Below are 23970 nucleotides of genomic sequence, written 5' to 3'. Positions count from 1 at the left end.
TTGCGACAAAGCCGCCCATGATCTAAGAGGGCGCAACACTCGACAGGGCCATCCGGAGGCCCGAACGAAAGGTCATCCATGGCACGTCGCAAGAAAATCTACGAAGGCAAGGCAAAGATCCTCTACGAAGGTCCCGAACCGGGCACCATCGTGCAGTATTTCAAGGACGATGCCACCGCCTTCAACGCGGAAAAGAAGGCCACGATCGACGGCAAGGGCGTGCTGAACAACCGGCTGAGCGAGTTCTTCATGACCGGGCTGAACAATATCGGCGTGCCGACTCATTTCCTGAAACGGCTGAACATGCGCGAACAGCTGGTGCGCAGCTGTGAAATCATTCCGCTGGAAATCATCGTGCGCAACTTTGCCGCCGGATCGCTCTCCAAGCGTCTCGGCATCGAGGAGGGCACCCCGATGCCCCGCCCGATCGTCGAATACTGCTACAAGGACGACAAGCTGGGTGATCCGCTGGTGACCGAGGAACATATCGCCGCCTTTGGCTGGGCCAGCCAGCAGGACATGGACGACATCCTCAGCCTCGCGCTGCGCGTCAACGACTATCTCTCGGGCGTGATGTATGCGGTCGGGATCAAGCTGGTCGATTTCAAGATCGAGATCGGCCGCGTCTACGACGGCGACTTCCAGCGCCTGATCGTGGCGGATGAGATCAGCCCCGACAGCTGCCGCCTCTGGGACATGGAAACCGGTCAGAAGCTCGACAAGGACGTGTTCCGGCGCGATCTAGGCAACCTCACCGACGCCTATACCGAGGTCGCCCGCCGCCTGGGCGTCATGCCCAAAACCAACGGCCACACCAAGCCGACGCTGATCAACTGAGAAAGGTTCACCGATGAAAGCCCGCGTTCATGTCATGCTGAAAAACGGTGTTCTGGACCCCCAGGGCGAGGCGGTACGCCACGCGCTCGGGTCGCTCGGGTTCGACGGCGTCACCGGGGTGCGTCAGGGCAAGGTGATCGACCTCGATCTGGCCGACGGCACGACCGAGGACACCGTGCGCGAGATGTGCGAAAAGCTGCTCGCCAACACGGTGATCGAAAGCTACTCCGTCGAAATGGTCTGACCCGTGGCGGCCGGCCCGATCCGCGTGGACTGGCCGACGTTCTGGGGCGCGGTCTTCTTCCTCTTGATCGGAGGCGGCTTCGCCATCTTCGGCGGCTACCAGGTCGTCACCACCTATGCCTTCATGGGCACGGCGGAGGAACGGCCCGCCACCGTTCTGGAAAACCCCGACAGATGCGACGACGACGGCTGCACCTGGTGGCCAACGCTCCAGGTGCAGGAGGCCGACGGGACGGAACGCGTCACCCGCACCCGGTTCGGCGCTTCGAACTATGGCTGGGGCGAGGGGGCGGAGATCACCGTACTCAGCAATCGCGCCTATGACTACGTCCGCATCCCGGGGGCGGATAACCTCTATCTGCTTGGCGGGGCGTTCTTCTGTATTGGCATGCTGCCCGTCGTGATCGCCTTCTGGCTGCTGGCGAAGTTGGTGTTCACGCGGGCGAAAGTCGACTAGCGGGCCCAGTCCCGACAGGCGCGGGGCAGGGTATAATCCTTTGCGATCATAGGTTGTTTCAGCACCGGGTCAGCCTTACCCAGGCCACTATGGCCTAAGTCAAGGGAGTCAACGCAGACTCTTGTGAAGACGGACGTCTCTCGGTCTGATTTTCGAAGTCTTTCATAGAACATCTATGAATGTCCCGCCCGGCGGAACCGCCGGGCAGCGCCGACCCGCCCCCCAGGGCGGCGCTATTGCGCCCCCCTCGGGTCGGCGCTGCCCTCTGCAGGGACCTGATCCCGTCAAGAACGAAGCGACACAGAATGGCTGGCCAGCCGTCCCCAGGACCCCGGCGCCAAATGCACCTCCGCACATCGCGCCAGATGCCAGGCCAGCACCTGGTTTGACGACAGCACCGGCAGGCCGGTCCGCGCCTCCAGCTCCTCGATCAGATCCAGCGTCCGCAGGTTGGTGCAGGAGAGGAACAGCGCCTCGATCCCGCCCTCCTGCGCCAGGCTGACCGCCGCGTCCCGGATCGAGGCCGGGGCGATCCGCACCACCCGGGCCTCCTCCGCCACGTTGAAACTGCCGAAAACCGGTGTCGCGATCCCCGCCTCCGCCAGCACAGTCCTGATCCTGTCCGACACCTCCGCCACATAGGGCGACAACAGGCCAAGCCGTGTCACCCCAAGCGCGGAACAGGCGGCGGTCAGCGCTGACACAGGATCGGTGATCTGCGCCACCCCGGTCTCCGCCCTCAGGATCTCTGCCACCCGGGCCGGGCCGATCTGCGCCGCGCCGGAGGTGCAGGCGTAGGCCAGGGCTGAAAACCGCGCCCCGCCCGGCAGCAGTGAGGCCGACTGGCCCAGGTGCGTCTCCATCGCCGCCAGCGTCTCCGGCGTGACCTCCTCGCCCGAGGCGATGCGGGTGACCAGCACCTCCGCCTCGCGCCCGAAGAGGCGCCGCATGTCCGGCTCGATCGTCTCATCCGCCTGCAGCACCACAAGGCCTAATTGCACGGGTTGGTCGGCGGAGAGGCTATGGGGAAACAGATGCGCGCTCATCCGATCACCCGGATCTCAGGCCCCTGCGGGGCAGAGAGCCATTCGGCCCCGCCCTCCCGCAGGACGATGTTTTCCTCATGCACCATGATCCGACCATCCCCCAGGTCGATCCCCGGCTCCAGCGTCAGCACCATGCCCGGCTCCAGCACCGTGTCATCCGCCGGGATCAGCGAGGGCGGCTCGGTCAACTGCATGCCCAGCCCATGCCCCAGACGCCCCGCGTCGCCGCCCCCTGTGCCGCCGCTGACGATCCTGTCCATGGCGTGAAAGACCTCCGCCGCCGTCGCACCGACCCGGGCACAGTTGAACCCGGCCCACGTCGCCTCGATCAGCCGGGCATGCGCCTCGGCCACCTCGGGCGAGGGCGGGCCGATGGACCAGTTGCGGTCGAAGTCGCAGAAATAGCCATCCCGCACCAACCCGGTGTCCAGCATCATCACGTCACCCGCCGCCAAAGGTCGGTCATCGGCGGGCGAGATCACGTCGCCGTAGCCCCCCGGCGCCGCGCCCCCGGCCAGATAGGGCACCCAATCCGCGCCCTCCTCCAGACACAGGATCTGGAACCGGCGAAAGACTGTCGACAGCGGCGTGCCCTCCGCCGCGATCTCCGGCACGCGGTCAAAGGCGCGGTAGGCGATCTCGCAGGCGCGGCGGATCAGGGCGATCTCCGCCTCGGATTTCACCATGCGCAGGCGGCGCATGATCCCCGCATCCGGGCCAAACACCCGGTCCGGCAGCTGATCCTGCAGCGTCTGCCAGTCTGACAGGGGCATCCGCAGATGTGTTTCACCACCGCTTGGCAGCCCGATCCGGCCCCCCGACGGCACAAGATCCCTCAGAACCCCGGCCAGCAGGCTCACCCCGTCATCCGCATAATCCGGCGACCGCCAGGTCCGGATATCCGTGATCCAGCCCCGGGCCATCAGGTGCGCCCCGATGGAGGGGATGACCGCCACCGGGTCGCCATGTGCTGGCAGGACCAGGAACCAGGGCCGCGTCGGGCTTTCCCAGAACCGCGTCAGGAAGCCGGTGAAATAGAAAATCTCCGGCGCCGTGGTCAGCAGCAGCGCATCCAGCCCCGCCGTGTGCATCGCGGATTGCGCCCGCGCGACCCGGGCGCGGAATTCGTCGGTCGGAAAGAGCGGGGCATGGGTCATGGGCGATCCTTCGGGCTCCGGGTCAGGCTGCACGGGCAGGGGCGCGGGATCAATGGGGTCTTTGCGCCGCGCCTTGCTCGGAATGGCCCAGCCTCACCAACAGGCCCCTTGGCCCCGACACCCTGGCCGCCTAGGGTGACGCCAACAGGAGGCAGCGATGATCACACTGGCATTCTACAAGGGACGCGGCAGCAGCTTCTGGAACCGGGTGCAGGACTGGGCGATCCGCTTTGCCACCCGCTCGCCCTACAGCCATGTCGAACTGATCCAGGGCTCCGCCGACCTGGGGCGGGAGGCCACCTGCCTGTCCTCCTCAGGCCGCGACGGCGGTGTGCGAGAAACCACGATACTGCTCAAGCCCACCCATTGGGATCTAGTCGACCTGCCCGATCAACCCGAAGAGATCGGGACCTTCATCCGCGACCGCATCGGCGCACGCTATGACTACGTCGGCATCATCTTCAGCCAGATCCTGTCGCTCGGTCGGCACAACCCCGACAAATGGTTCTGTTCCGAGATCTGCGCCGCCGCCCTCGGCATGCCCAATGCGCAACGGATGAGCCCACAATCGCTCTATGACGTGGTCACCTGGGCACAGTTGCAACGGCTGACCGACCCGGCACCCGCGCTGCACGAACCGCTCGCGCCGCAAGGGATCGCAGGCGCAGGCCCCAAGCGCCCTTGAGATTCGCCGACACCCGGCGTAACAGCGGCAAAAGAACCCCAGATCGGAGTGCCCGCCCATGAAGGCCGCCATCCTCGTCTTTCCCGGATCGAACTGTGACCGCGACCTGAAGGTCGCCTTCGAACAGGCCGGGGCCGATGTCACCATGGTCTGGCACAAGGACGACGCGCTGCCCGAGGGCACCGATATCGTCGGCGTTCCGGGCGGCTTCTCCTACGGCGATTACCTGCGCTGCGGGGCCATCGCGGCCAACTCTCCGATCACCCGCTCGCTAAAGACGCACGTCGACCGGGGCGGCTATGCCCTGGGCATCTGCAACGGCTTCCAGATCCTGACGGAAACCCGCATCCTGCCCGGCGCGCTGCTGCGCAATGCCGGTCTGAAATACATCTGCCGCACCGTGCCGCTGACCGTGCGCACCTCCGACAGCGACTTCACCCGCGCCTGGAACGCGGGGACCGAGTTGCAGATCCCGATCGCCCACCATGATGGCAACTATCAGGCGGACGAGGCACTGCTGCATCAGCTGCAGGCAGAGGACCGCATTGCCTTCACCTACACCGACAATCCGAACGGCTCCGCCGGGGATGTCGCCGGCGTGCTGAGCGAGAACCGCCGCGTGCTGGGCATGATGCCGCATCCCGAACGCGCCGCGGACGAGGCGCTTGGCGGCAGTGACGGCCGGGCCATGTTCCAGACGCTGATGAGCGCGCTGGTTTCCGCCTGATCCCGGAGGCCCTCACGCGCCCGTGCTTGAGCGGCACCCCGTGCTGACGTATCGTATGGCATGACCGACCGGCCGCAATTTTTCGAAACATCGCGGGCCCGCTTCAGCGGGGGGCGGACCTTTTCATGGCAAAGCCGCGTGGCCCTGGGCCTCTTCATCGCCATTGCCATCCTGACGGTCTGGATCACCAACTCCGCCCTGACCGACCGTTTCACCCAGAACACCCGCAACCGGGCCGAACTGCGCCTGGCGCTCTACGGCGGCAACCTGGTGTCGGAACTGCGCCGGAATTCCATCGTGCCGCAGTTGCTGTCGCGCGACCCGACACTGATCGGCGCGCTCAACTCCGCCGATTATTCGCAGTCCACGCAGCGCCTGATCTCCTTCGTCGATGAAATCGGGGCGGCCTCGCTCATGCTGCTGGACAAGGACGGGCGCACGGTGGCGGCGACCGACCGCAACCGCCTGGGCGAACTGCATGCGGGAACGCAGCATTTCGTCGGCGCGCAGGAAAGCTCCGGCACGATCTTCACCGTGGCCGAACGCGAAGGCGTCGGATACCGCTTCACCTATTCCCGCAGGATGGAGAGCACCGGCTCCGTCATCGGCGTCATCGTGGTGGAGGTCGACCTGCAGAAATTCGAACGCGCCTGGGCCGGGATCTCCGACGCCGTTCTGGTTACTGACAGCACCGGAAAGATCATCCTAGCGACCGAACCGCGCTGGCGCAGCCTGACCGAAGGCGTCGCCCTGCAACGCGAACCGCCCGAAACCGCCATCCAGCGCGCCATTCAGGCGACCACCGACTGGTCCGCCCTGCCGCCCGATGCCTATGTGAAGGGCGAGGCGGTGATGCGCGTCTCCTCCCGGCTACCGTTCCGGGGCTGGCAGATCGCCAGCTTCACCACCTATGCCTCGGTGCGCGAAAAAGTGAACGGAGTTCTGGCGTTGGAAATCATGGGCTTCGCGATCCTGCTCGCGCTTGCCTTCTATGCGCTGTCCCGCAAGAACGCGGTGCGCATGGCCTTCTTCCAGAATGAATCGGCGGACCTCCGCGCGTTAAACGCAAGGCTCCAGCGGGAAATCGCCGAGAGGGAAAGGATGCAGAAGTCGCTCCGCGTCGCCGAACAGACCCTCGCGCAGTCCTCGAAACTCGCCGCCCTGGGCGAGATGTCGGCGGCTGTCAGCCACGAATTGAACCAGCCCCTGGCGGCGATGAAGACCTACCTTGCCGGCGCCGCCCTACTGCTGCGCCGCAACCGCCCGGACGAGGCCCTGGCCAGCTTTCAACGCATCGACGATCTGATCGGCCGCATGGGCGCGATCACCCGTCAGCTGAAATCCTACGCCCGCAAGGGAGGGGAGCAGTTTGCCCCTGTAAACGTTGGCGATGCGTTCAATTCCGCCCTCTCCATGATGGAGCCGCAACTGCGCCAGCGCCACATCCGGATCACACGGGCGATCCCCGAAAAACCGGTCATGGTCATGGCCGATCGGGTGCGGCTGGAACAGGTGCTGATCAACCTGCTGCGCAACGCCGTGGACGCGACTTCCGCTGTCGACCAGCCCGCCATCGACGTCATCCTGTCGGCCGGGGAAACCGCCACGATCACCGTGCGCGACAACGGCTCCGGGATCGAAAATCTCAAGGATCTGTTCGAGCCGTTCTACACCACAAAACAACCTGGTGATGGCGTCGGTCTGGGTCTTGCCATCTCCTCTGGTATCGTGAACGACCTTGGCGGACGCCTCACCGCACGGAACGCCGAGGGGGGTGGGGCTGTTTTCGAGATACAACTGCCTATCTTGTCCGATACGGCCGAGATTGAAGCCGCAGAATAGCGCGCCTGTGTAACCACCGGAGTACGAATATGCAGAAGGCCATGAAAATCGCGATCGTCGATGACGAGACGGATATGCGTCAGTCGATCAGCCAGTGGCTTGCCCTGTCGGGCTATGACACCGAAACCTTCGCCAGCGCCGAGGATGCGCTGAAGAAGCTGGGGCCGGATTATCCCGGCATCGTGATTTCCGACATCAAGATGCCCGGCATGGACGGGATGCAGTTCCTGCGCAAGCTCATGGGGTCCGACAGCGCCCTCCCGGTCATCATGATCACTGGCCATGGCGACGTGCCCATGGCGGTGGAGGCCATGCGCATCGGAGCCTTCGATTTCCTCGAAAAGCCCTTTGATCCTGACCGGATGAACCAGCTGGCCAAGAAGGCCGCCAATGCCCGCCGCCTGGTGATGGATAACCGCCAGCTGCGGCGCGAGCTTTCCGACGGCGGCGAGATCATGAAGAAACTGATCGGCACCTCCCCGGCGGTGGAACGACTGCGCGAGGACATTCTCGACCTGGGCCAGGCCGACGGTCACGTGCTGATCGACGGCGAAACCGGCACCGGCAAGACCCTGGTCGCCCATGCCCTGCACGCCGTCGGCGCGCGGGCGGGCAAACGGTTCGTCCTGGTCAGCTGTGCCGCCATGGATGAAGCGGCCCTGACCAAGCGCCTCTTCGGCCCGATGAAACCCGAGGACAGCCAGCTTCCCGCGATGGAAGAGGCCCGCGGCGGCACCCTGGTGCTCGAAGATATCGAGGGCATGACCGATGCGGTGCAGGGCAAGCTCTTGAACGCGATCAACGAACAGGGCACCCCGGCGGAGACCCGGATCGTCGCCATCTGCAACATGCAGGAGGCCGAGCGCACCTGCGAGGATGCCATGCGCTCCGACCTCTTCTACCGCCTGGCGGCGCTGCGCATCACCGTGCCGCCCCTGCGCCAGCGGGGCGAGGACGTGCTGACCCTCTTCACCCAGTTCTCCGAACAGTTTGCCGAGGAATACGGCTGCGACGCCCCCAAGGTCGCCGCGCAGGAGGCCGCGCAACTCTTGCAGGCCCCCTGGCCGGGCAACGTCCGCCAGTTGATCAACGTGGCCGAACGCGCGGTGCTGCAATCGCGCCGCGGCTCCGGTACCATCGCCTCGCTACTGATGACCGAACATGACGACATGCAGGCCGTGGTCACGACCGAGGGCAAGCCGCTCAAGGAATATGTCGAGGCCTTCGAGCGGATGCTGATCGACAACACCATGCGCCGCCACAAGGGTTCCATCGCCAGCGTGATGGACGAACTCTGCCTGCCGCGCCGGACCCTGAACGAGAAGATGGCGAAATACGGGTTGCAGCGGTCGGATTACCTGAACTGAAGAGCCACTCCGGACGGGCCGCCCACCAATAACGCGCCCCGTCATCCCCGGGCTTGACCCGGGGATCTCCCGCCATTCGCCGCACTGGTCGGCACAAAATCCTCGGGTCAAGCCCGAGGATGACCCGCGCCCCGCGGGTAGGTCCACCTTTGCGACGCTCATCCGGGTGGCAGCCCCTCGCCATTTTGGATTCTGTCGAAGGATTCTACGCAAGCTCTTGAGCTCTTGTGCAGGCGGACGTCTTGTCGGTTTTGTCTTCTTGGACTTACTCGGGACACCGATCAAACGCACCGCCCGGCGGCACCGCCGGGCAGCGCCGACCCGCCCCGTCGCACCGAAGGTGCGCCAGAATAGACTGGCACGCCTCTGGCGTGACGGGCGGCGCTATTGCGCCACCCGCGGGTCGGCGCAGCCCTATGCAAGGACCGGCCCCCCTTTACGACCCGCCCCCCTTTACACTGGCCATCGCCGCCGCCGCGGGTTTACCCTCGTCCCGACCACACCAGCGGAGGGACATAAGATGGACGCAGGCACCAGAACGACCACCGGTCGCGGCAAGACCTATGACAGCATCGTCGAGACCATCGGGGATACCCCGGTCATCCGGCTGAACACCCTCGCCCCCGACGGCGTCGAGGTCTATGTGAAGGCCGAATTCTTTAACCCCGCCGCCTCGGTCAAGGACCGGCTGGCGATCAACATCATCGAGGCTGCAGAACGCAGCGGCGCGCTCAAGCCCGGCATGACCGTGGTGGAGGCGACCTCCGGCAATACCGGCATCGGCCTCGCCATGGTCTGCGCCGCCAAGGGCTATCCGCTGGTCGTCACCATGGCCGAAAGCTTCTCGGTCGAGCGGCGCAAGCTGATGCGGATGCTGGGGGCCAAGGTCGTGCTGACGCCCAAGGCGCTCAAGGGCTTCGGCATGTACCAGAAGGCCACCGAGCTGGCCGAAAAGAACGGCTGGTTCCTCGCGCGTCAGTTCGAAACCGAGGCCAATGCCGACATTCACGAGGCCACCACCGCGCGCGAGATCCTGGCCGATTTCGCCGACCAGCGCCTCGACGTGATCGTCAGCGGCTATGGCACCGGCGGCACGATCACGGGCCTGTCCCGCGTGATGCGCAAGGAACGCCCCGAGACGCGCCTCGTGCTGACCGAACCCGCCAACGCCCAACTCGTCGGCTCCGGCACGGCGCAGGAGCGGACCGCCGATGGCAGCCCCGCCGCCTCCCACCCCGCGTTCGAACCCCATCCCATCCAGGGCTGGACCCCGGATTTCATCCCCTCCGTGCTGCAGGAATTCCTCGACAGCGACAGCTTTGACGAGCTGATCCCCGTTGCCGGACCCGACGGCATCGACTGGGCCCGCAAACTGGCCATGAAGGAAGGCATCCTCACCGGCATCTCCGGTGGCTCCACCCTGGCCGTGGCCATGAAGATCGCGGAAACCGCCGAACCGGGCACGGTGATCCTCGCCATGCTGCCGGACACGGGCGAACGCTACATGACAACGCCGCTTTTCGAGGGAATCGCCGAAGGCATGACGGAGGAGGAGCAGGCCATTTCCCGCTCCACCCCCGGCGCGCAGATGGAATGAGGCGACAGACCATATGCCCTTGCACAGGCGCTTTCGCCGCGCCGACCCCCAAATTGGACATTGTCTTTTCACCTGTAGGGGCTTTATGATGAAGAATGGCTCGGTGCCTCTGGTGCCGACCTTCATGAGTTTCTCTGTTCCACCCGCCTCTGGGACCGTCCGAATGACGGGTCCCGGGCAGATGGACAGACCGAATGGATCCTGCAAAGGGTCACGCAAACGCCAAGCTGTCCCGAGGGACTGACGAGGCACCGAACGGGCGGACACCGCGCAAGTCGTGGAAAAACCGCCGGAGAAGAACCGCGATGAGGCGCGACGGGACAAGTGAGAGCAGGGGCAGGGCGCAATCGCGCCGTCCCGCGCCCATTGCCCGGGACGCCCGCTCAATCGCCCTTATCAGACACGCTGTATTCCCCCTGGGCCCACCCGGCCGTCAGGGGGCGTCGTCGTGCAATTGGAAAACATGGCCAAGAAAATGCTCATCGATGCCACCCACGCGGAAGAGACCCGCGTTGTGGTGGTCGACGGAAACAAGGTCGAGGAATTCGACTTTGAATCTGAAAACAAACGCCAGCTAGCCGGAAACATCTATCTCGCCAAGGTCACGCGGGTGGAGCCCTCGCTCCAGGCCGCATTCGTGGACTATGGCGGGAACCGGCACGGCTTCCTCGCCTTTTCGGAAATCCACCCGGATTACTACCAGATCCCCGTCGCGGACCGCGAGGCCCTGATGGAGGAAGAGCGCGCCTACGCCGAGGCGATGAAGGCGCGCGAAGAGGAAGAGGAGGCGCCCAAGAAACGCACCCGCCGCCGTCGGCCCGCCAAGGCTGCCAAGGTGGAATCCGATGCCGAGGATGCGGTCCTGAAGGATCAGATCTCCGGGATGGAGACGATTGATCTGGAAACCGACGACGAGCTCGAGGGGCTGTCGCCGATGGAAACGGTCGACGAAACGCCCGTCGAGGATCCGGACGAGGCCGAGGACAACGATACCGCCGCCTCCGGTGATGACGAGGGCGACGCCCCTGACGAGGCGCAATCCGACGAGGACACCTCCGACGAGGGTGACGAGGAAGACTCCGTCCGCGACGCCACCGCCCACGATGACGAGATCGAATCCGTCGCCGACGAGGACGATCAGGAAGACCTCCGCCCGATCCGCAAGCCGCGCCCGCGCCGCTACAAGATCCAGGAGGTCGTCAAGGTCCGCCAGATCCTGCTGGTCCAGGTCGTGAAAGAGGAACGCGGCAACAAGGGCGCCGCCCTGACCACCTATCTCTCCCTCGCCGGCCGCTACTGCGTGCTGATGCCCAACACCGCCCGGGGCGGCGGCATCTCCCGCAAGATCACCAACGCCGCCGACCGAAAGAAGCTCAAGGAAACCGCGTCCGAGATCGACCTGCCGAAGGGCGCGGGCCTGATCGTCCGCACCGCGGGCGCCAAACGGACCAAGACCGAGATCAAGCGCGACTACGAATACCTCCAGCGGACCTGGGAACAGATCCGCGAACTGACGCTGAAATCCATCGCGCCGGCCAAGATCTATGAAGAAGGCGACCTGATCAAACGCTCGATCCGCGATCTCTATTCGCGCGACATCGACGAGGTTCTGGTCGAAGGCGAACGCGGCTACCGCAACGCCAAGGACTTCATGAAAATGATCATGCCGTCCCACGCCAAGAACGTGAAGCACTACGCCGACGCCATGCCGCTCTTTGCGCGCTACCAGGTAGAATCCTACCTCGGCGGCATGTTCAACCCGACCGTGCAGCTGAAATCCGGCGGCTACATCGTGATCGGCGTGACCGAGGCGCTGGTCGCCATCGACGTCAACTCCGGCCGCGCCACCAAGGAAGGCTCGATCGAGGAGACGGCGACCAAGACCAACCTGGAGGCCGCCGAAGAGGTCGCCCGCCAGTTGCGCCTGCGAGACCTTGCCGGTCTGATCGTCATCGACTTCATCGACATGGACGAGCGCAAGAACAACAACGCCGTCGAAAAGCGCCTGAAGGACAAGCTCAAGACGGACCGCGCTCGCATTCAGGTCGGCCGCATCTCCGGCTTCGGCCTGCTGGAAATGTCGCGTCAGCGTCTCCGCCCCGGCATGCTGGAGGCCACGACCCAGCCGTGCCCGTCCTGCCACGGCACCGGCCTGATCCGGTCCGACGACAGCATGGCGCTGAACATCCTGCGCCAGATCGAGGAAGAGGGCGTGCGCCGCCGCTCCCGCGAGGTATTGGTGAAATGCCCGGTCGGCATCGCCAACTACCTGATGAACCAGAAGCGCGAACATGTCGCGGACGTGGAGGCCCGCTATGGTCTCTCCGTCCGGATCGAGGGCGACCCCCATCTGGTCAGCCCCGACTTCACGCTCGAAAAGTTCAAGACGGCTACCCGCTCGGTCCCCGAACCGACCGCCTTTGTCTCCGCCAGCGCCTCGCTGATGGATGAGGTCGATGACGAGATCGTCGAGGAGCCGGTGGAGGAGGCCGCGGAAACGCCCGAGGCCGACGCGGAGGAACAGAAGCCCAAGAAGCGTCGCCGTCGTCGGCGGCGGCGTCGCGGTGGCGGCAACGGCGAGGGCGAGGACAGCGGCTCCGGCGACGATCAGTCGGCGGGCAGCGACAGCGCCGACGAGGCCGGAACCGAGGCGCCCGCTGCTCCGGAGAACGCCGAGGCACCCGCCGAAGTGGCAGCCGAGGCCGAGGCCAAATCCGACAGCCCCGAGGCTGAGGAAGAGGCCAAGCCCAAGAAGCGGACCCGCTCGCGCAGCCGCAAGAAGAAGGTCGAGGACACCCCGGCGGAGACCCCCGAAGCGGCCCCGGAAGAGGCGGCAGAGCCTGCCGCCGAAACCGCGCCAGAGCCGACCTCGGAGCCTGCACCGGAGGCCGTGGAGCCGCCCGCCGAGGAGGCCCCCGCCGCCGCCGAAACTCCGACAGCGGAGCCCGAAGCGGACCCCGTTGCCGAGGCGGAGCCCGAACCTGCCAAGGACGAGGCCCCGGAGCCTGCCGCGGAACCGGCCCCCGAGCCGGAGAAGCAACTGGAACCGGCCGAGGCCACGGATGAGCCGGACAAGCCCAAGCGCCGCGGCTGGTGGTCGCTCGGCAAAGGCTGATCAGGACGTATCGAAAAGGAAAAAGCCGCCCCGAAAGGAGCGGCTTTTTCATGCGCGACGGTCAGCTCCGCCCCATGTCCCGGCCCCCACGCCGAGCCCCCTTTGCCAATCCTATCACATCAACGTCCCGGCCCACGCGCCGGGACCTCGCCGCCGATCGCGCCATAAAGAGGCCCCGCCTCAAGTCCGGAACAAACCTCAAACCCTACGGTCTAAAGGCACCGCCTTTGCGCCACGCCGGAAACGGAACACAGGACGTCTACACCTCCAACGGCCAGCCCCGTAGGATGGGTGCTCCGCACCCATCTCTCCCCGGGCCTCACCGCGCGCCACTCCCCCGACGCACGCGAAAGAACCGCGCGCTATCCACCTCCCGCGCCTCGACCACCTCTTGCCCCACGCCGGAAACAGAACACAGGACGTCAACAACTCCAACGAACAGCCCCGTAGGATGGGTGCTCCGCACCCATCTCTTCCCCGGCCTCACCACGCGCCACTCCCCCGACGCACCCGGAAGAACCGCGCACCCTCCACCTCCCGCGCCTCGACCACCTCGTGCCCCGCTTCGGAACAGAAAAACGGCACGTCGATCACCGCCACCGGATCATCCGTCAGCATCGTCAGCTCTCCACCCTCCGCCACACCCTGCAGCCGCTTGCGCAGCCGCAGAACGGGCAGGGGGCAAAGCAACCCGCGGGCATCTATGTCGACCTCGTCCATGCTCCTCCGCTACCCGCTCCACGCCTTTGTGACAACACGCCACGTGACGCCACCGGCGGAACCGTTTAATCGGAACCCATGTTCGGGATAGACATCTTTGACGCGGGCCTGTTGCCCGCCATGTTCGTGGCGCTGCTGGCCGGGGGAATTTCCTTCCTCAGCCCCTGCGTCCTGCCCATTGTGCCGCCCTATATCGCCTATATGTCCGGCGTCACGCTCAACGACCTGGGCGAGGGGCAGCGGCGCGGGCGCGCGCTGACCACCGCCACGATGTTCGTGCTGGGCCTCTCGACCGTCTTCCTGCTGTTAGGCTTCGCGGCGTCGGTCGTTGGCACGATGTTCCTGAGATACCAGGAATATTTCAACACCATCGCCGGCATCCTCGTGATGATCTTCGGCGCGCATTTCCTCGGCATCTACCGCATCGGCTTCCTCGACCGCGAGGCGCGGCTGGATGCGGGCGACCGGGGCGGATCGGCCTTCGGCGCCTATGTCCTCGGTCTCGCCTTCGCCTTCGGCTGGACCCCCTGCATCGGCCCGCAGCTCGGCGCGATCCTGTCGCTTGCCGCCTCGGAGGCCTCCGTCACCCGGGGCACGACGCTTTTAGCGGTCTATGCGGCGGGGCTTGGCATCCCCTTCCTGCTGGTCGCGGCCTTCCTGCCGCGCCTGACCGGCACGATGAACTGGATGAAACGCAACATGGAGCGGATCGAACGCATCATGGGCCTGCTGCTCTGGACCATCGGTCTGTTGATGCTGACGGGGGGCTTCTCCTCCATGTCCTTCTGGCTGCTGGAGACTTTCCCGGGCCTCGCGACACTCGGCTAACCTCCTGTACCTGAATGTCAAATGAAGCGTCCGGACCACCGTACGCTTTATTCACACTTTCGCCCCCAACATGGTTTATATTGCCTCAAAACAAAAAAGAGGCCGATATGAGCAGCCCAACCCACATCCGCAAACGCCGGGTCTTTTACATCCCCGGTTACGACCCGATTCACCCGCGCCGCTACCGCGAGCTCTACCGCAAGGAAGGCGCCGCGCAGGCGGAAATTTCGGGCTACGACATCGCCCTGCGCCCCAAGGCGACACAGGGCCCCTACGGCTGGCATGTCAGCGCCACGCAGGACGGCACGTCGGTCGAGACGGACATAGAGGTGCTCTATTGGTCCGACATCGTGCGCAACAGCATGGATGGCTCGATCCCCGCGACCTACCTCGCGCTGATACGTACAGCGTCAGTCTACATCGGCACGGGCGCGCTCTTCCGCCTGATGCGCCTGCGCAAGGGGCCGGTCATCGCCGCCCTCTATCCGGTCCTTTTCCTTTTGGTTCAACTGCTTATCGCCGTAGCTCTCGGCATGGCCGCAGCGCACCTGACCTTCGAGATCATCAGCTTCATCCGCGGCCGCATCTTCCCGGGCGAGGCCGTCACTCCCTTGCTGTACCCGGGCATCCTGCTGTCCTGGGCGGCCGGACTGGCCCTCGGCATTGGCCTGCTGCGCTGGTTCAAGGCCAGGGACGGCAAGTTCTTCGCCTATTACCTGATGCATGACTATTCCTTCTCAGCCAGGTACTTGGGGGGCAATCCTCAACCACTGGAAGAGCGTATTTCAGACTTTGCCAACACAATTGACGACGCCCTGCACAGCGACACGGACGAGGTCCTCGTGGTCGGCCATTCCTCCGGCGCGCATCTCGCCGTCTCCATCCTCTCCGACCTGCTCCGCCAGGGACGGGTTCCGCAGGACGGCCCGACGCTCAGCTTCCTCTCGCTCGGCCAGGTGGTGCCCATGGTCTCCTTCCTGCCCCGGGCGCACAGGTTGCGCGCTGATCTGGCCTATCTCTCGCAACAACCCGGGCTGACCTGGGTCGATGTGACCGCTCCCGGCGACGGCTGCGCCTTCGCGCTGTGCGATCCCGTCAGCGTCACCGGCGTCGCGCCAGAGGGCAAACGCTGGCCGCTGGTCCTGTCGGCCGCCTTCACGCAAACTCTCAGCCCGGCGCGCTGGAAATCCCTGCGCTGGCGGTTTTTCCGATTGCATTTCCAGTACTTGTGCGCTTTCGATCAGCCCGGCCATTACGATTATTTCCGCATCACCGCAGGCCCACTTACACTGTACGACCGCTACCGCGACAAAGCCCCGTCAAATTCCCGCATCGAGACCCCGGTCAACCGGTTCCGGAGCACCGCATGACCCGCCCGCCAAAACCCGCGGCCCGGCCCGACAAGGTCTCCCTGCGCCGCTATGTTAGGCTTTTTCGGCAGGACATCCTCTCCGCCCAACCCGCGCGCCTCTACCGCGCCTGGATGGCCGAATTCCGCACGCCCTTCTTCCGATCCTACCTCGTGAACCAGCCCGACCTGGTGAAAACCGTACTCAAGGACCGTCCCGACGCCTTCCCCAAGTCCAACCGCATCTCCGAAGGGCTGCGGCCGCTGCTTGGCAATTCGGTCTTCCTGACCAATGGCGAGAGCTGGAAACGCCAGCGCCGCATCATCGACCCGGCCTTCGAGGGCGGGCGCCTCAAGGACACATTCCCGGCGATGTGGCAGGCGGCAGAGGCCACCGTCGCCCGCCTCTCGTCCAAAACCGACAGGCCGGTGGAGATCGAGGCCGAAACTTCCCACGCGGCGGCGGATGTGATCTTTCGCACGCTCTTTTCCATCCCGATCGACCATGAGATCGCCGCCCAGGTCTTCACCCGGTTCCGCGACTACCAGCGCTCCGCGCCGATCCTGAACATCGCCGCCTTCGTTCCGCTGCCGAAATGGCTGCCCCGCTTCCACAGCCGCCGCACCCGCAGCGCCGCCCGCGACATCCGTGCTCTCATCACCCGCCTGACGACGGAGCGGCAGGACCAGATACGTCAGGGCACCGCTCCGCAGGATCTGGCGACCAAGATCATGACGACCAGGGACCCCCAGACCGGCGAGGGGTTCGACACGGACGAAATGGTGGATCAGGTGGCGATCTTCTTTCTCGCCGGGCATGAAACCTCCGCCTCCGCTCTGGCCTGGACGCTCTACCTCGTCGCGACCCACCCCGACTGGCAGGAGAACCTGGCGCAGGAGGCACAGGCGCTGGACGACGGGCCCGACTTTTCCGTCATGTCCCGCCTGCGCCTCAGCCGCGATACCTTCCGCGAGGCGCTGCGCCTCTATCCGCCGGTGCCGATGATGGTGCGCGAAACCACCTGTCCGGAACGCTTCCGCGACCGCGACATCACCCCCGGCGCGCAGATCGTGCTCAGTCCCTGGCACCTGCATCGCCACGAAAGACTGTGGGAGGCGCCCGATGATTTCGACCCCGAACGCTGGCAGACCGAAAACGGCAAGACCTGCCTGCGCGACGCCTGGATCCCCTTTTCCGCCGGGCCGCGCGTCTGCACCGGGGCCGGGTTCGCCATGGTCGAGGGGCCGCTGATCCTGTCGATGATCCTGCGCCATTTCCGGGTCGAAGCGGTCGGCGAGGCCCCCGTTCCGGTCGCCCATCTCACCGTCCGCTCCCGCGACGGCATCCACCTGCGGCTCACCCGCCGCTGAGCCAGGTCCCGCAGCTTCATCTTTCCCAAAATACTCCCGCCGGAGGCCCGCGCGCAGCGCGTCACCCGGCCACGGCCCGCGCCAGGGCGCAGAACTGTTCCAACCCGACGGTCTCTGCCCGGTCGGTCGGTTTGATACCGGCGGCGATCAGGCGATCCTCGATGTCGGGTGCCAGCCCCTTGAGCGCCGAGCGCAACATCTTGCGCCGCTGGTTGAAGGCCATAGCCACCACGCGCTCCAATACCTTGGGATCGGCGGGGTAACGCGGTTCAGGCAGGGCGGTCAGGTGCACAACTGCGGAGGACACCTTGGGCGGCGGGGTGAAGGCCTCGGGCGGCAGCGACAGGACGATCCGCGCCTCCGCCCGCCAGGAGGCGAGCAGCGCCAGCCGCCCGTAGGCCTTGCTGCCGGGGCGGGCCACGATCCGTTCGGCCACCTCGCGCTGGAACATCAACGTCAGGCTCTGCCAGAAGGGCGGCCAGTCCGGCGGTGTCAGCCAGCGGACCAGCAGTTCCGTCCCCACGTTGTAAGGCAGGTTGGCGGCAACCCGGATCGGCGGGGTCAGCCGCGCGAGCGGGTCCACCTCCAGCGCATCACCGTTCATCACCTCCAGCCGGTCGGGGTAGGCGGCGGAGATTTCCTCCAGCGCGGGCAGGCAGCGGGCGTCCTTCTCGATCGCCAGAACCCGCCGCGCGCCCTCGGCCAGAAGGCCCCGGGTCAGCCCGCCGGGGCCGGGCCCGATCTCCAGCACGTCGCAGGTACTCAGATCCCCGGCCTGACGCGCGATCTTGGCGGTCAGGTTGAGATCCAGCAGAAAGTTCTGCCCGAGGGATTTCTTCGCGGCCAGCCCATGTGTCGCGATGACCTCGCGCAGGGGTGGCAGCCCGTCGATCGCGGCCATCAGTAGCGGGTGATCCGCGCCTCGGACCGAAGCTGCTGCAGATAGCCCTGCGCAAAGGAGGTGAGCCGCCGGTTCTGGATGTCCAGCGCCACGCCCTCGCGCGAGACCGCGCCCGAAAGGTCAAAGCTGCGCCCGCAAAGCATCAGGAAGACCAGCGTCTGCCCGTTGGACCGTGTCAGCGCGGTGGACACCTCTCCGGCGTCCAGCTTCTCCAGCTCCGCCGCGATATCCGAGGGGATTTCGCCAGGGGCCTTGGTGCCGCGTTCCAGCACCTCTTCGGGCTGGCCCTTGGCCACGCCATAGAGGTCGTCACAGGTGTCCACGCGGTTGCGCACTTTTTCCGCCTGGGCCAGGGCCTGGCTGCTGCGGCCGCCGGGAATGTAGTAGGCGGCATATTCGATGGCGCTGTAGTTCGACGGCGCGCGGCTGTCGGATTGTTCGATCGCGCGCAGCAGGAAGAGGGCAATCTGGCCGTTGACCTCCACCGGGGCGCTGATCTGACCGGGGCGCAGTCCCAGGATGGCCCCGCGCAGCTGCGGCGAGAGGTTGGAGGCCGGAACCCAGTTCACGCGGCCCCCCTGACCGGCAGAGGGGGCGGAGGAATATTCCCGCGCCGCCTGCGCAAAGCCCGTCGCGTTCGTCCGGCGAATCCGGTTGGCCAGGGCGCGGGTTTCATCGGGGTTCTCGGCGTTGATCGGCAGAAAGATCTCGGACATCAGCACCTGGACCGAGGCGCCGGAAGCCCCGCCGGAGGCGATGGCGCGGTCGATTTCCTGTTCCGAGACCTGCACCTTGGGGCCGAATCTGGCCTGGACCACGGTGCGCCATGCCAGACCGGCACGGACGAAATCGCGGAAGGATTCGGGCGCGACGCCGCCCTGTTGCAGTGCCTGGAGGAATTGTTCGGCGGAAAGATTGGCCCGGCCGGCGAATTCGGTCATGCCTTCGAGGATTTCCTCTTCCGACGGTGAAATGCCCAGCTGCCGCGCGGCCTGCATCCGCAGCCGGTCGTCGATCATCTGCTCCGCCGCCTGTTCGGGGATATCGCCAGGGGTGCGGAACAGACGCAGCATCCGCTCCCGCTGCTCAAGCTCGAATTCGGTCACCACCTGTTCGTTGACCTTGATCGCCGGGCTGAAGCTCTGGGCCTGCACGCTCAGGGCCGGGCCGACGACGATCAGTGTCAGGGTCAGGCAGAGGCGGATGAGGATATGCATAGTCATGTCCGTTTGCTGGTCTTGTCTCTGGGGCTCTAGCGGCAGGATCGGGACGCGCCCCCGCCCGATGTCCGGGCGGAAAAGCCGCGCAGCCCGATCGTGAAGCTGAAGTCCGTGGCTGGCGTGACGATAGTGGAAGAGGTGAAGCGGCGCGAGGCCGAAAGCGTCACATCCACGCATTCGTTTGAATAGACGAGGCCAAGCCCCGCCGAAATCGGTTCATCCGCGACGATGTCGTAGCGCCCGTAAAGCGTGCCACGCCAGTTGGGATTGAGGTCGACACTGGTGTCGAAGGCCCATTCTGAAATCGAGGTCGGTCGATCCTCCGCCAGATCCGCGGTCAGCCAGACATAGCTGGCCGAGAGGTCGTAGCGCCCCGCGACCCAGCTTGCCTTGGCCTCGGCCTTGTTCACCTTCAGCGAATGATCGAAGAGCCCCCGCGCGGTCACGGTCAGACCGGCGGCGGTGCGGATCTGTCCGGCCACCAGCAGATCGGAGGTCGTGCCGCTGAGCCCGGAGGAATTGGTGAAGGTCAGCGCCGACTGCTTGCGCAGCACCGTGCCAAGCGTCAGGCGGGAGTCCCATCCCGTGGGGTCGATGCGTGTCCAGTTGATCCCGACCGCCGCCCGCAGTCCGCGTTCCCGGCGGTCCGGCGCGGGAAAGCGCGACAGGCTCAGCAGGTTGCCCTCGTCAAACTCGACCCGGGTGCTTTCGTCATTGGCCACGGCCAGGCCGTCCCCGCCGGTCCAGGCGACCATGGCAATGGGTTCGATCACCTCGCTTACGCCGTTCAGGCTGTGCCGGACCCAGGGCCAGCGCAGGGTCAACGCGGCGGAGGGGCTGATTTCGCTGTCGCTGGCGGGCAGGGCGGCGTCCTGGGCGGTGCGGAAGCTGTCGGCCACCACCCCGATCATGCCATCGGCGCGCAGCCCGAACGGCAGGGTCCAGCCGTTGCGCAGGCTGGCCCCGACCGACAGCCGCGTGACATCGCGTCCGTCGGTGATCAGATCCGCATCCGGCCCGTCTACGTTGAGGTTGGAATAGCGCAGGTGGCTGTGCTGGTCGGCGGTCAGCCGCAACTCGCCGCCAAAGCGGGGGAAAATCCGCCGCTCATAGGTCATGTCGGCGACGATGGAGGGGATCGTCGCATTGTCCTCGGTCACGCGGAGCGAATGGAAATTGGCCAGCCCGGCGGAGAAATACTCATCCCGCCGAACGCGCGAGAGGGTCACCTCGCTTTCCAGCCGGTCGGCATCGGAATAGCCGTAGTCGGTGACATAGGCATCGTCGCTCACCGCGGCGAGGCGGAAATCCAGCTTGAAATCGCGGCGCAGATCGAAATGGCCCTCGCCCTCGACATAGGCGCGGGTGATGGCGGGCTTCAGCTCGTCCTTGCTGATCGCGCCGGAGAAGGAGATGCCGCCGTTGACGAAGGCCTGCCGGTAGCGCCATTCCAGCGTCGTGGTGCGAGTCGCGACATATGGTGTAAGGGTCAGGTCGCGGTGGTCGCCGATCCGGATGAAATAGGGCAGCTTGATCCCGGTGCCGAGCTGCGAGTTGCGGCGGATCGAGGGGATGAGGAACCCGGTCGCCCGTGTCTGGCTGGGATCGGGCAGGCGGAGCCGGGGTAACCAGAAGATCGGTGTGCCCATGACCTCCAGCCGCGCATCATCGAAATAGAGCTGCTTTTCCTCCTGGTCATGGATCACCCGCCGCGCCTTGATCTGCCACAGCGGCGGCCGGGTGCCGCAGACCTTGCAGGAGGAGACGGTCGCACGGGTCAGTTGCGAATAGCGCCCCTCCACCCGGTCCAGTCGCGCGGCGGCCAGCTGCAACTGCTGGTCCAGCACCATCCGCGCGCCCCGGATCATCCCGTTGCGCAGGTCGCGGTCCAGTTCCGCTGCATCCGCGATGACGACCTGATCTGTCCCCCGGGTCAGCACGATCGGCCCTTCGATCAACAGTTGCTCGCTCTCCCGGTCATAGCTGACCCGGGAGGCGCGCAGACGGGCGTCGCCGTGCAGCACCTCCACCGACCCCTGTGCGACGACGCGGTCGCGCCCTTCCAGCCAGACGCGGTCGGCGACCAGCATGGCCGGATCGTCACCGTCCTGCGCGCGGGCCAGGGCGGGCAGGGTCATCAGCGTCAGCATCAGCACAAGGATCAGATGTCGTATCATCCGTCCTCCTTGTGCAGCAGCAATCCGATGGCCAGGAGGAGCGAGGCGATCGGCGGTGCCCAGGCGGCGAGGGCGACGGGCACCTGGCCATTCTCGCCCATGATCTGAATGAAGTTGCGCAGATAATAGAGCGCGAAGCCCAGCATCACGGCGGTCAGCACGGCGACCCCGGTATTGCCGAACCGCACATGCCGCATGGTGAAGGCGGCGGAGACCAGCACGAGGGCGACCAGGAAGAGCGGCCGCGCCAGTTCCATCTGGAACCAGACGGCATGGCGGCGCGCGGAGAAGCCGGATTCGGTCAGCAGATGAATATAGGTCGGCAGGTCCCAGATCGGGATGGCCGAGGGTTCGCCGAAGGTGTCGCGGATACGGGCCTCCGTCAGGGTCGAAGGCACCTCGATCCGTTCCAGCTGCTCGGTCCGGGCCTGCGGGTTCAACCCCTGGTCCAGCGGCCAGGTCCGCACATCGGTCAGCTCCCACGCGCCGTCGATCAGCCGGGCCTTGCGCGCCTCGATCCGCTGTGTCGGACCGGCATTGGGCGCATATTGCACCATGGTCACGTCATAGAGTTCCGTCGCCTGCGGGTTGGAGCGTGCGGCGCGGATGACCGTCTGCCCCTCGGCCCCGCCCTGACGCAGCCAGAGCCCCTCCGCCGAGAGCGAGATCACGTCGCGCCCGCCGGAACGATAGTCCTCCAGCAGCACGGAATAGCGTTTCGATGTCGCAGCCACGATCGGGTTCATCACCGCCACCGCCAGCACCCCGACCAGAAAGGCCGTCACCGCCGGAGAGATCACCGCGCGCAGGGCCGAGCGCCCCGCCGCCCGCACCACCACCAGTTCGGAGGACCGCGCGAGCCCCAGGAACAGCGCCACCGTGGCCAGGATCAGCACCAGCGGCAGGATCGTGTAGATCCCCTGCGGCGCGTTGAGCAGGGCCAGCTGCGCCACCTGACCGAAGGTGGCCGAGGTCGAGGCAAGCCGCCGCAGGTGTTCCACCACGTCGATCAGCAGGGACATCAGGAGGAAGACGAGGAGCAATCCGCCGAAGGTCCGCAGGAAACGTTTCGCGAGGTAGAGGTTGAGGATCATGCCGCCACCTCCGCGTCGCGTGGTTTGCGGGGGCGGCGCGCCCGCGATGCCCACCACAACATGGCGCTGCCGATGAGAAGCCCGGCCACCGGCGCGGCATAGACCAGCGGCCAGAGCGTCGGATCGCGCCGCACCGGGTCAAAGGCCGCGCCCTCGATCCCCTTGATCACCAAAAGCAGCACGATGGCCAGCACGATCTGACGCCAGACGCCGAAACGGGAAAACCCCCCGACCAGTAGCGCGGCAAAGCCGATCAGCGCAGCGGCCATGCACATCAGCGGCTGTTCGAACCGCTCGTGCCGTTCCACCACCACATCGCCAAGCGACGCGCCGGTGAGTTTCATCACCGCGTCTTCCTGGGTGAAGAGCTGCCAGGTGGAAAGATACCGCACATGGACGAAACTCGCCGTTCGGGCCCCGAAGAGCCGTTCGATGTCGTAGGTGAAGTCCTGAAAATGCGTTGTGAACAGCCGCTGACTGTCCGTCCGCAGCGTCTGCGCCAGACCATCCACCATGACCAGTTTCGCCGATCCCTCTGCCGAGGCGCGATCAGCCACCAGATAGGCCTTGGCGGCGGTGAAGGTTTGCGGCGACTCCGGGTTGCGCCGGTCCGACAGGAAGACATCCGTCAGCGCGCCATCCGGTTCGATCGACCGGATGTAGAACGTCACCCCGGCCGCCGGATGCAGGAAGGTGCCCTCGGTCAGCAGACGGGCGGTGAAGTTCCGCTCCAGATCGTCCTGGCGGTGCTGCAGCTGCGTCATTGAGGCGGGCACCAGCAGATGCGTCATCACCGACATGAAAAGCCCGACGAAAAGCCCGAACCACAGCACTGGCCGCGCCAACCGCCAGGGGGAGAACCCGGTGGACTGCATCACCACCAGTTCGCTTTCCGACGACAGGCGGTTGGTGACATAGACCACCGCCGCGAAACTGGCCATCGGCAGGGTGATGCGGATCACGTTCGGCAGGGTCAGCGCGGTGAATTCCAGAAACACCCAGGCCGATTGCCCGTCGCCGATCAGACTGTCGAACAGGCGCACCGCCTGGTTGATCCAGTAGATCGACACCAGGACGAGCGAAAAGAACCCGAACAGCACCATGAATTGCGACAGGATATATCTGTCGAATCGTGACAAGGCTGTCCCCCAAATTCCTTCGCCCCGGCAGCGGGCTGGCCCGAACCCTAGCGGATTTGGAAGGGGGGGAAAACTGCTATCTGGCCAAATTGGCGGGTG

20 protein-coding genes are annotated in these 23970 nt (G+C 65.7%); 12 read left to right on the top strand and 8 right to left on the bottom strand.

The window, feature by feature from the left end; all coding sequences use genetic code 11:
- The first annotated feature begins 78 nt into the window (after positions 1-78).
- From purC to ACFC2Y_RS00190, 3 genes are read left to right on the top strand one after another with little or no spacing between them, the layout of a single operon-like run.
- On the top strand, positions 79-837 hold the full coding sequence (gene purC / locus ACFC2Y_RS00200; protein WP_375173039.1) for a phosphoribosylaminoimidazolesuccinocarboxamide synthase: 759 nt from the start codon (positions 79-81) through the stop codon (positions 835-837).
- 13 nt (positions 838-850) lie between these two features.
- Positions 851-1081 carry a phosphoribosylformylglycinamidine synthase subunit PurS gene (gene purS / locus ACFC2Y_RS00195; RefSeq protein WP_375173038.1) on the top strand — a complete coding sequence of 77 codons (231 nt, stop codon included), beginning with the start codon at positions 851-853 and terminating at the stop codon, positions 1079-1081.
- A gap of 24 nt (positions 1082-1105) precedes the next feature.
- Positions 1106-1537, top strand: coding sequence for a hypothetical protein (locus tag ACFC2Y_RS00190; protein WP_375173037.1), 432 nt, complete (start codon positions 1106-1108; stop codon positions 1535-1537).
- A 284-nt stretch (positions 1538-1821) separates the two neighbouring features.
- Here the strand turns inward: ACFC2Y_RS00190 and ACFC2Y_RS00185 are convergent, their stop codons facing one another.
- Positions 1822-2583: an aspartate/glutamate racemase family protein gene (locus tag ACFC2Y_RS00185; RefSeq protein WP_375173036.1), complete on the bottom strand. Its 762-nt coding sequence runs from the start codon at positions 2581-2583 to the stop codon at positions 1822-1824.
- Positions 2580-3740: a M24 family metallopeptidase gene (locus tag ACFC2Y_RS00180; protein WP_375173035.1), complete on the bottom strand. Its 1161-nt coding sequence runs from the start codon at positions 3738-3740 to the stop codon at positions 2580-2582. The genes ACFC2Y_RS00185 and ACFC2Y_RS00180 overlap by 4 nt, the downstream gene beginning before the upstream one ends.
- A gap of 157 nt (positions 3741-3897) precedes the next feature.
- On the opposite strand from ACFC2Y_RS00180, the gene ACFC2Y_RS00175 reads away from it, so the two are divergent.
- The 6 genes from ACFC2Y_RS00175 (at position 3898) to ACFC2Y_RS00150 (ending at position 13073) form a co-directional block, all read left to right on the top strand.
- Positions 3898-4425: a hypothetical protein gene (locus ACFC2Y_RS00175; RefSeq protein WP_375173034.1), complete on the top strand. Its 528-nt coding sequence runs from the start codon at positions 3898-3900 to the stop codon at positions 4423-4425.
- Positions 4426-4483: 58 nt separating this feature from the next.
- The gene (gene purQ / locus ACFC2Y_RS00170; RefSeq protein ID WP_375173033.1) at positions 4484-5152 is read left to right on the top strand and encodes a phosphoribosylformylglycinamidine synthase subunit PurQ; all 669 of its coding nucleotides are present in this window, start codon (positions 4484-4486) and stop codon (positions 5150-5152) included.
- 60 nt (positions 5153-5212) lie between these two features.
- Entirely contained in the window at positions 5213-6994 is a 1782-nt protein-coding gene (locus ACFC2Y_RS00165; RefSeq protein ID WP_375173032.1) for an ATP-binding protein, read from the top strand.
- Between the two features lie 29 nt (positions 6995-7023).
- Positions 7024-8361: a sigma-54-dependent transcriptional regulator gene (locus ACFC2Y_RS00160; protein ID WP_375173031.1), complete on the top strand. Its 1338-nt coding sequence runs from the start codon at positions 7024-7026 to the stop codon at positions 8359-8361.
- 520 nt (positions 8362-8881) lie between these two features.
- Entirely contained in the window at positions 8882-9958 is a 1077-nt protein-coding gene (cysK, locus tag ACFC2Y_RS00155; RefSeq protein WP_375173030.1) for a cysteine synthase A, read from the top strand.
- A 463-nt stretch (positions 9959-10421) separates the two neighbouring features.
- Positions 10422-13073: an Rne/Rng family ribonuclease gene (locus ACFC2Y_RS00150; protein WP_375173725.1), complete on the top strand. Its 2652-nt coding sequence runs from the start codon at positions 10422-10424 to the stop codon at positions 13071-13073.
- A 483-nt stretch (positions 13074-13556) separates the two neighbouring features.
- On the opposite strand, the gene ACFC2Y_RS00145 is transcribed toward ACFC2Y_RS00150, so the two are convergent.
- Positions 13557-13793 carry a sulfurtransferase TusA family protein gene (locus ACFC2Y_RS00145; protein ID WP_375173029.1) on the bottom strand — a complete coding sequence of 79 codons (237 nt, stop codon included), beginning with the start codon at positions 13791-13793 and terminating at the stop codon, positions 13557-13559.
- 78 nt (positions 13794-13871) lie between these two features.
- Between ACFC2Y_RS00145 and ACFC2Y_RS00140 the strand changes: the two genes are divergently transcribed.
- The 3 genes from ACFC2Y_RS00140 (at position 13872) to ACFC2Y_RS00130 (ending at position 17340) form a co-directional block, all read left to right on the top strand.
- Positions 13872-14621 carry a cytochrome c biogenesis CcdA family protein gene (locus ACFC2Y_RS00140; RefSeq protein WP_375173028.1) on the top strand — a complete coding sequence of 250 codons (750 nt, stop codon included), beginning with the start codon at positions 13872-13874 and terminating at the stop codon, positions 14619-14621.
- A 107-nt stretch (positions 14622-14728) separates the two neighbouring features.
- A complete protein-coding gene (locus ACFC2Y_RS00135; RefSeq protein WP_375173027.1) occupies positions 14729-15991 on the top strand; it encodes a hypothetical protein in 1263 nt (420 codons plus the stop codon).
- Positions 15988-17340 carry a cytochrome P450 gene (locus ACFC2Y_RS00130; protein WP_375173026.1) on the top strand — a complete coding sequence of 451 codons (1353 nt, stop codon included), beginning with the start codon at positions 15988-15990 and terminating at the stop codon, positions 17338-17340. Before ACFC2Y_RS00135 ends, ACFC2Y_RS00130 begins: the two co-directional genes overlap by 4 nt.
- A gap of 61 nt (positions 17341-17401) precedes the next feature.
- On the opposite strand, the gene rsmA is transcribed toward ACFC2Y_RS00130, so the two are convergent.
- Genes rsmA through lptF form a run of 5 tightly spaced genes read right to left on the bottom strand, consistent with a single transcriptional unit; the run spans position 17402 to position 23871 of the window.
- Positions 17402-18241, bottom strand: coding sequence for a 16S rRNA (adenine(1518)-N(6)/adenine(1519)-N(6))-dimethyltransferase RsmA (gene rsmA / locus ACFC2Y_RS00125; RefSeq protein WP_375173025.1), 840 nt, complete (start codon positions 18239-18241; stop codon positions 17402-17404).
- Complete coding sequence (locus ACFC2Y_RS00120; protein WP_375173024.1) at positions 18241-19464, bottom strand: peptidylprolyl isomerase; 1224 nt, start codon at positions 19462-19464, stop codon at positions 18241-18243. The genes rsmA and ACFC2Y_RS00120 overlap by 1 nt, the downstream gene beginning before the upstream one ends.
- A gap of 29 nt (positions 19465-19493) precedes the next feature.
- Positions 19494-21638, bottom strand: a complete 2145-nt coding sequence (locus tag ACFC2Y_RS00115; RefSeq protein ID WP_375173023.1) for an LPS-assembly protein LptD — start codon at positions 21636-21638, stop codon at positions 19494-19496.
- Positions 21635-22732 (bottom strand): LPS export ABC transporter permease LptG, encoded by a 1098-nt coding sequence (lptG, locus tag ACFC2Y_RS00110; RefSeq protein ID WP_375173022.1) that lies wholly within the window; start codon positions 22730-22732, stop codon positions 21635-21637. The genes ACFC2Y_RS00115 and lptG overlap by 4 nt, the downstream gene beginning before the upstream one ends.
- Complete coding sequence (gene lptF / locus ACFC2Y_RS00105; RefSeq protein WP_375173021.1) at positions 22729-23871, bottom strand: LPS export ABC transporter permease LptF; 1143 nt, start codon at positions 23869-23871, stop codon at positions 22729-22731. Before lptF ends, lptG begins: the two co-directional genes overlap by 4 nt.
- Between the last annotated feature and the right edge of the window lie 99 nt (positions 23872-23970).

It is taken from the genome of Pseudooceanicola sp. (assembly GCF_041987405.1).
Classification (GTDB): Bacteria; Pseudomonadota; Alphaproteobacteria; order Rhodobacterales; family Rhodobacteraceae; genus Pseudooceanicola.
Note: the sequence above shows the minus strand (reverse complement) of the source record. Positions and strands in the feature narration are given on the sequence as shown.

Excerpts from the sequence above, each read along its gene's own strand:
- purC (WP_375173039.1), top strand. The coding sequence starts at position 79 with ATGGCACGTCGCAAGAAAATCTACGAAGGCAAGGCAAAGATCCTCTAC.
- purS (WP_375173038.1), top strand. The coding sequence starts at position 851 with ATGAAAGCCCGCGTTCATGTCATGCTGAAAAACGGTGTTCTGGACCCC.
- ACFC2Y_RS00185 (WP_375173036.1), bottom strand. The coding sequence starts at position 2,583 with ATGAGCGCGCATCTGTTTCCCCATAGCCTCTCCGCCGACCAACCCGTG.
- ACFC2Y_RS00180 (WP_375173035.1), bottom strand. The coding sequence starts at position 3,740 with ATGACCCATGCCCCGCTCTTTCCGACCGACGAATTCCGCGCCCGGGTC.
- ACFC2Y_RS00175 (WP_375173034.1), top strand. The coding sequence starts at position 3,898 with ATGATCACACTGGCATTCTACAAGGGACGCGGCAGCAGCTTCTGGAAC.
- purQ (WP_375173033.1), top strand. The coding sequence starts at position 4,484 with ATGAAGGCCGCCATCCTCGTCTTTCCCGGATCGAACTGTGACCGCGAC.
- ACFC2Y_RS00165 (WP_375173032.1), top strand. The coding sequence starts at position 5,213 with ATGACCGACCGGCCGCAATTTTTCGAAACATCGCGGGCCCGCTTCAGC.
- ACFC2Y_RS00160 (WP_375173031.1), top strand. The coding sequence starts at position 7,024 with ATGCAGAAGGCCATGAAAATCGCGATCGTCGATGACGAGACGGATATG.
- cysK (WP_375173030.1), top strand. The coding sequence starts at position 8,882 with ATGGACGCAGGCACCAGAACGACCACCGGTCGCGGCAAGACCTATGAC.
- ACFC2Y_RS00150 (WP_375173725.1), top strand. The coding sequence starts at position 10,422 with ATGGCCAAGAAAATGCTCATCGATGCCACCCACGCGGAAGAGACCCGC.
- ACFC2Y_RS00145 (WP_375173029.1), bottom strand. The coding sequence starts at position 13,793 with ATGGACGAGGTCGACATAGATGCCCGCGGGTTGCTTTGCCCCCTGCCC.
- ACFC2Y_RS00140 (WP_375173028.1), top strand. The coding sequence starts at position 13,872 with ATGTTCGGGATAGACATCTTTGACGCGGGCCTGTTGCCCGCCATGTTC.
- ACFC2Y_RS00135 (WP_375173027.1), top strand. The coding sequence starts at position 14,729 with ATGAGCAGCCCAACCCACATCCGCAAACGCCGGGTCTTTTACATCCCC.
- ACFC2Y_RS00130 (WP_375173026.1), top strand. The coding sequence starts at position 15,988 with ATGACCCGCCCGCCAAAACCCGCGGCCCGGCCCGACAAGGTCTCCCTG.
- rsmA (WP_375173025.1), bottom strand. The coding sequence starts at position 18,241 with ATGGCCGCGATCGACGGGCTGCCACCCCTGCGCGAGGTCATCGCGACA.
- ACFC2Y_RS00120 (WP_375173024.1), bottom strand. The coding sequence starts at position 19,464 with ATGACTATGCATATCCTCATCCGCCTCTGCCTGACCCTGACACTGATC.
- ACFC2Y_RS00115 (WP_375173023.1), bottom strand. The coding sequence starts at position 21,638 with ATGATACGACATCTGATCCTTGTGCTGATGCTGACGCTGATGACCCTG.
- lptG (WP_375173022.1), bottom strand. The coding sequence starts at position 22,732 with ATGATCCTCAACCTCTACCTCGCGAAACGTTTCCTGCGGACCTTCGGC.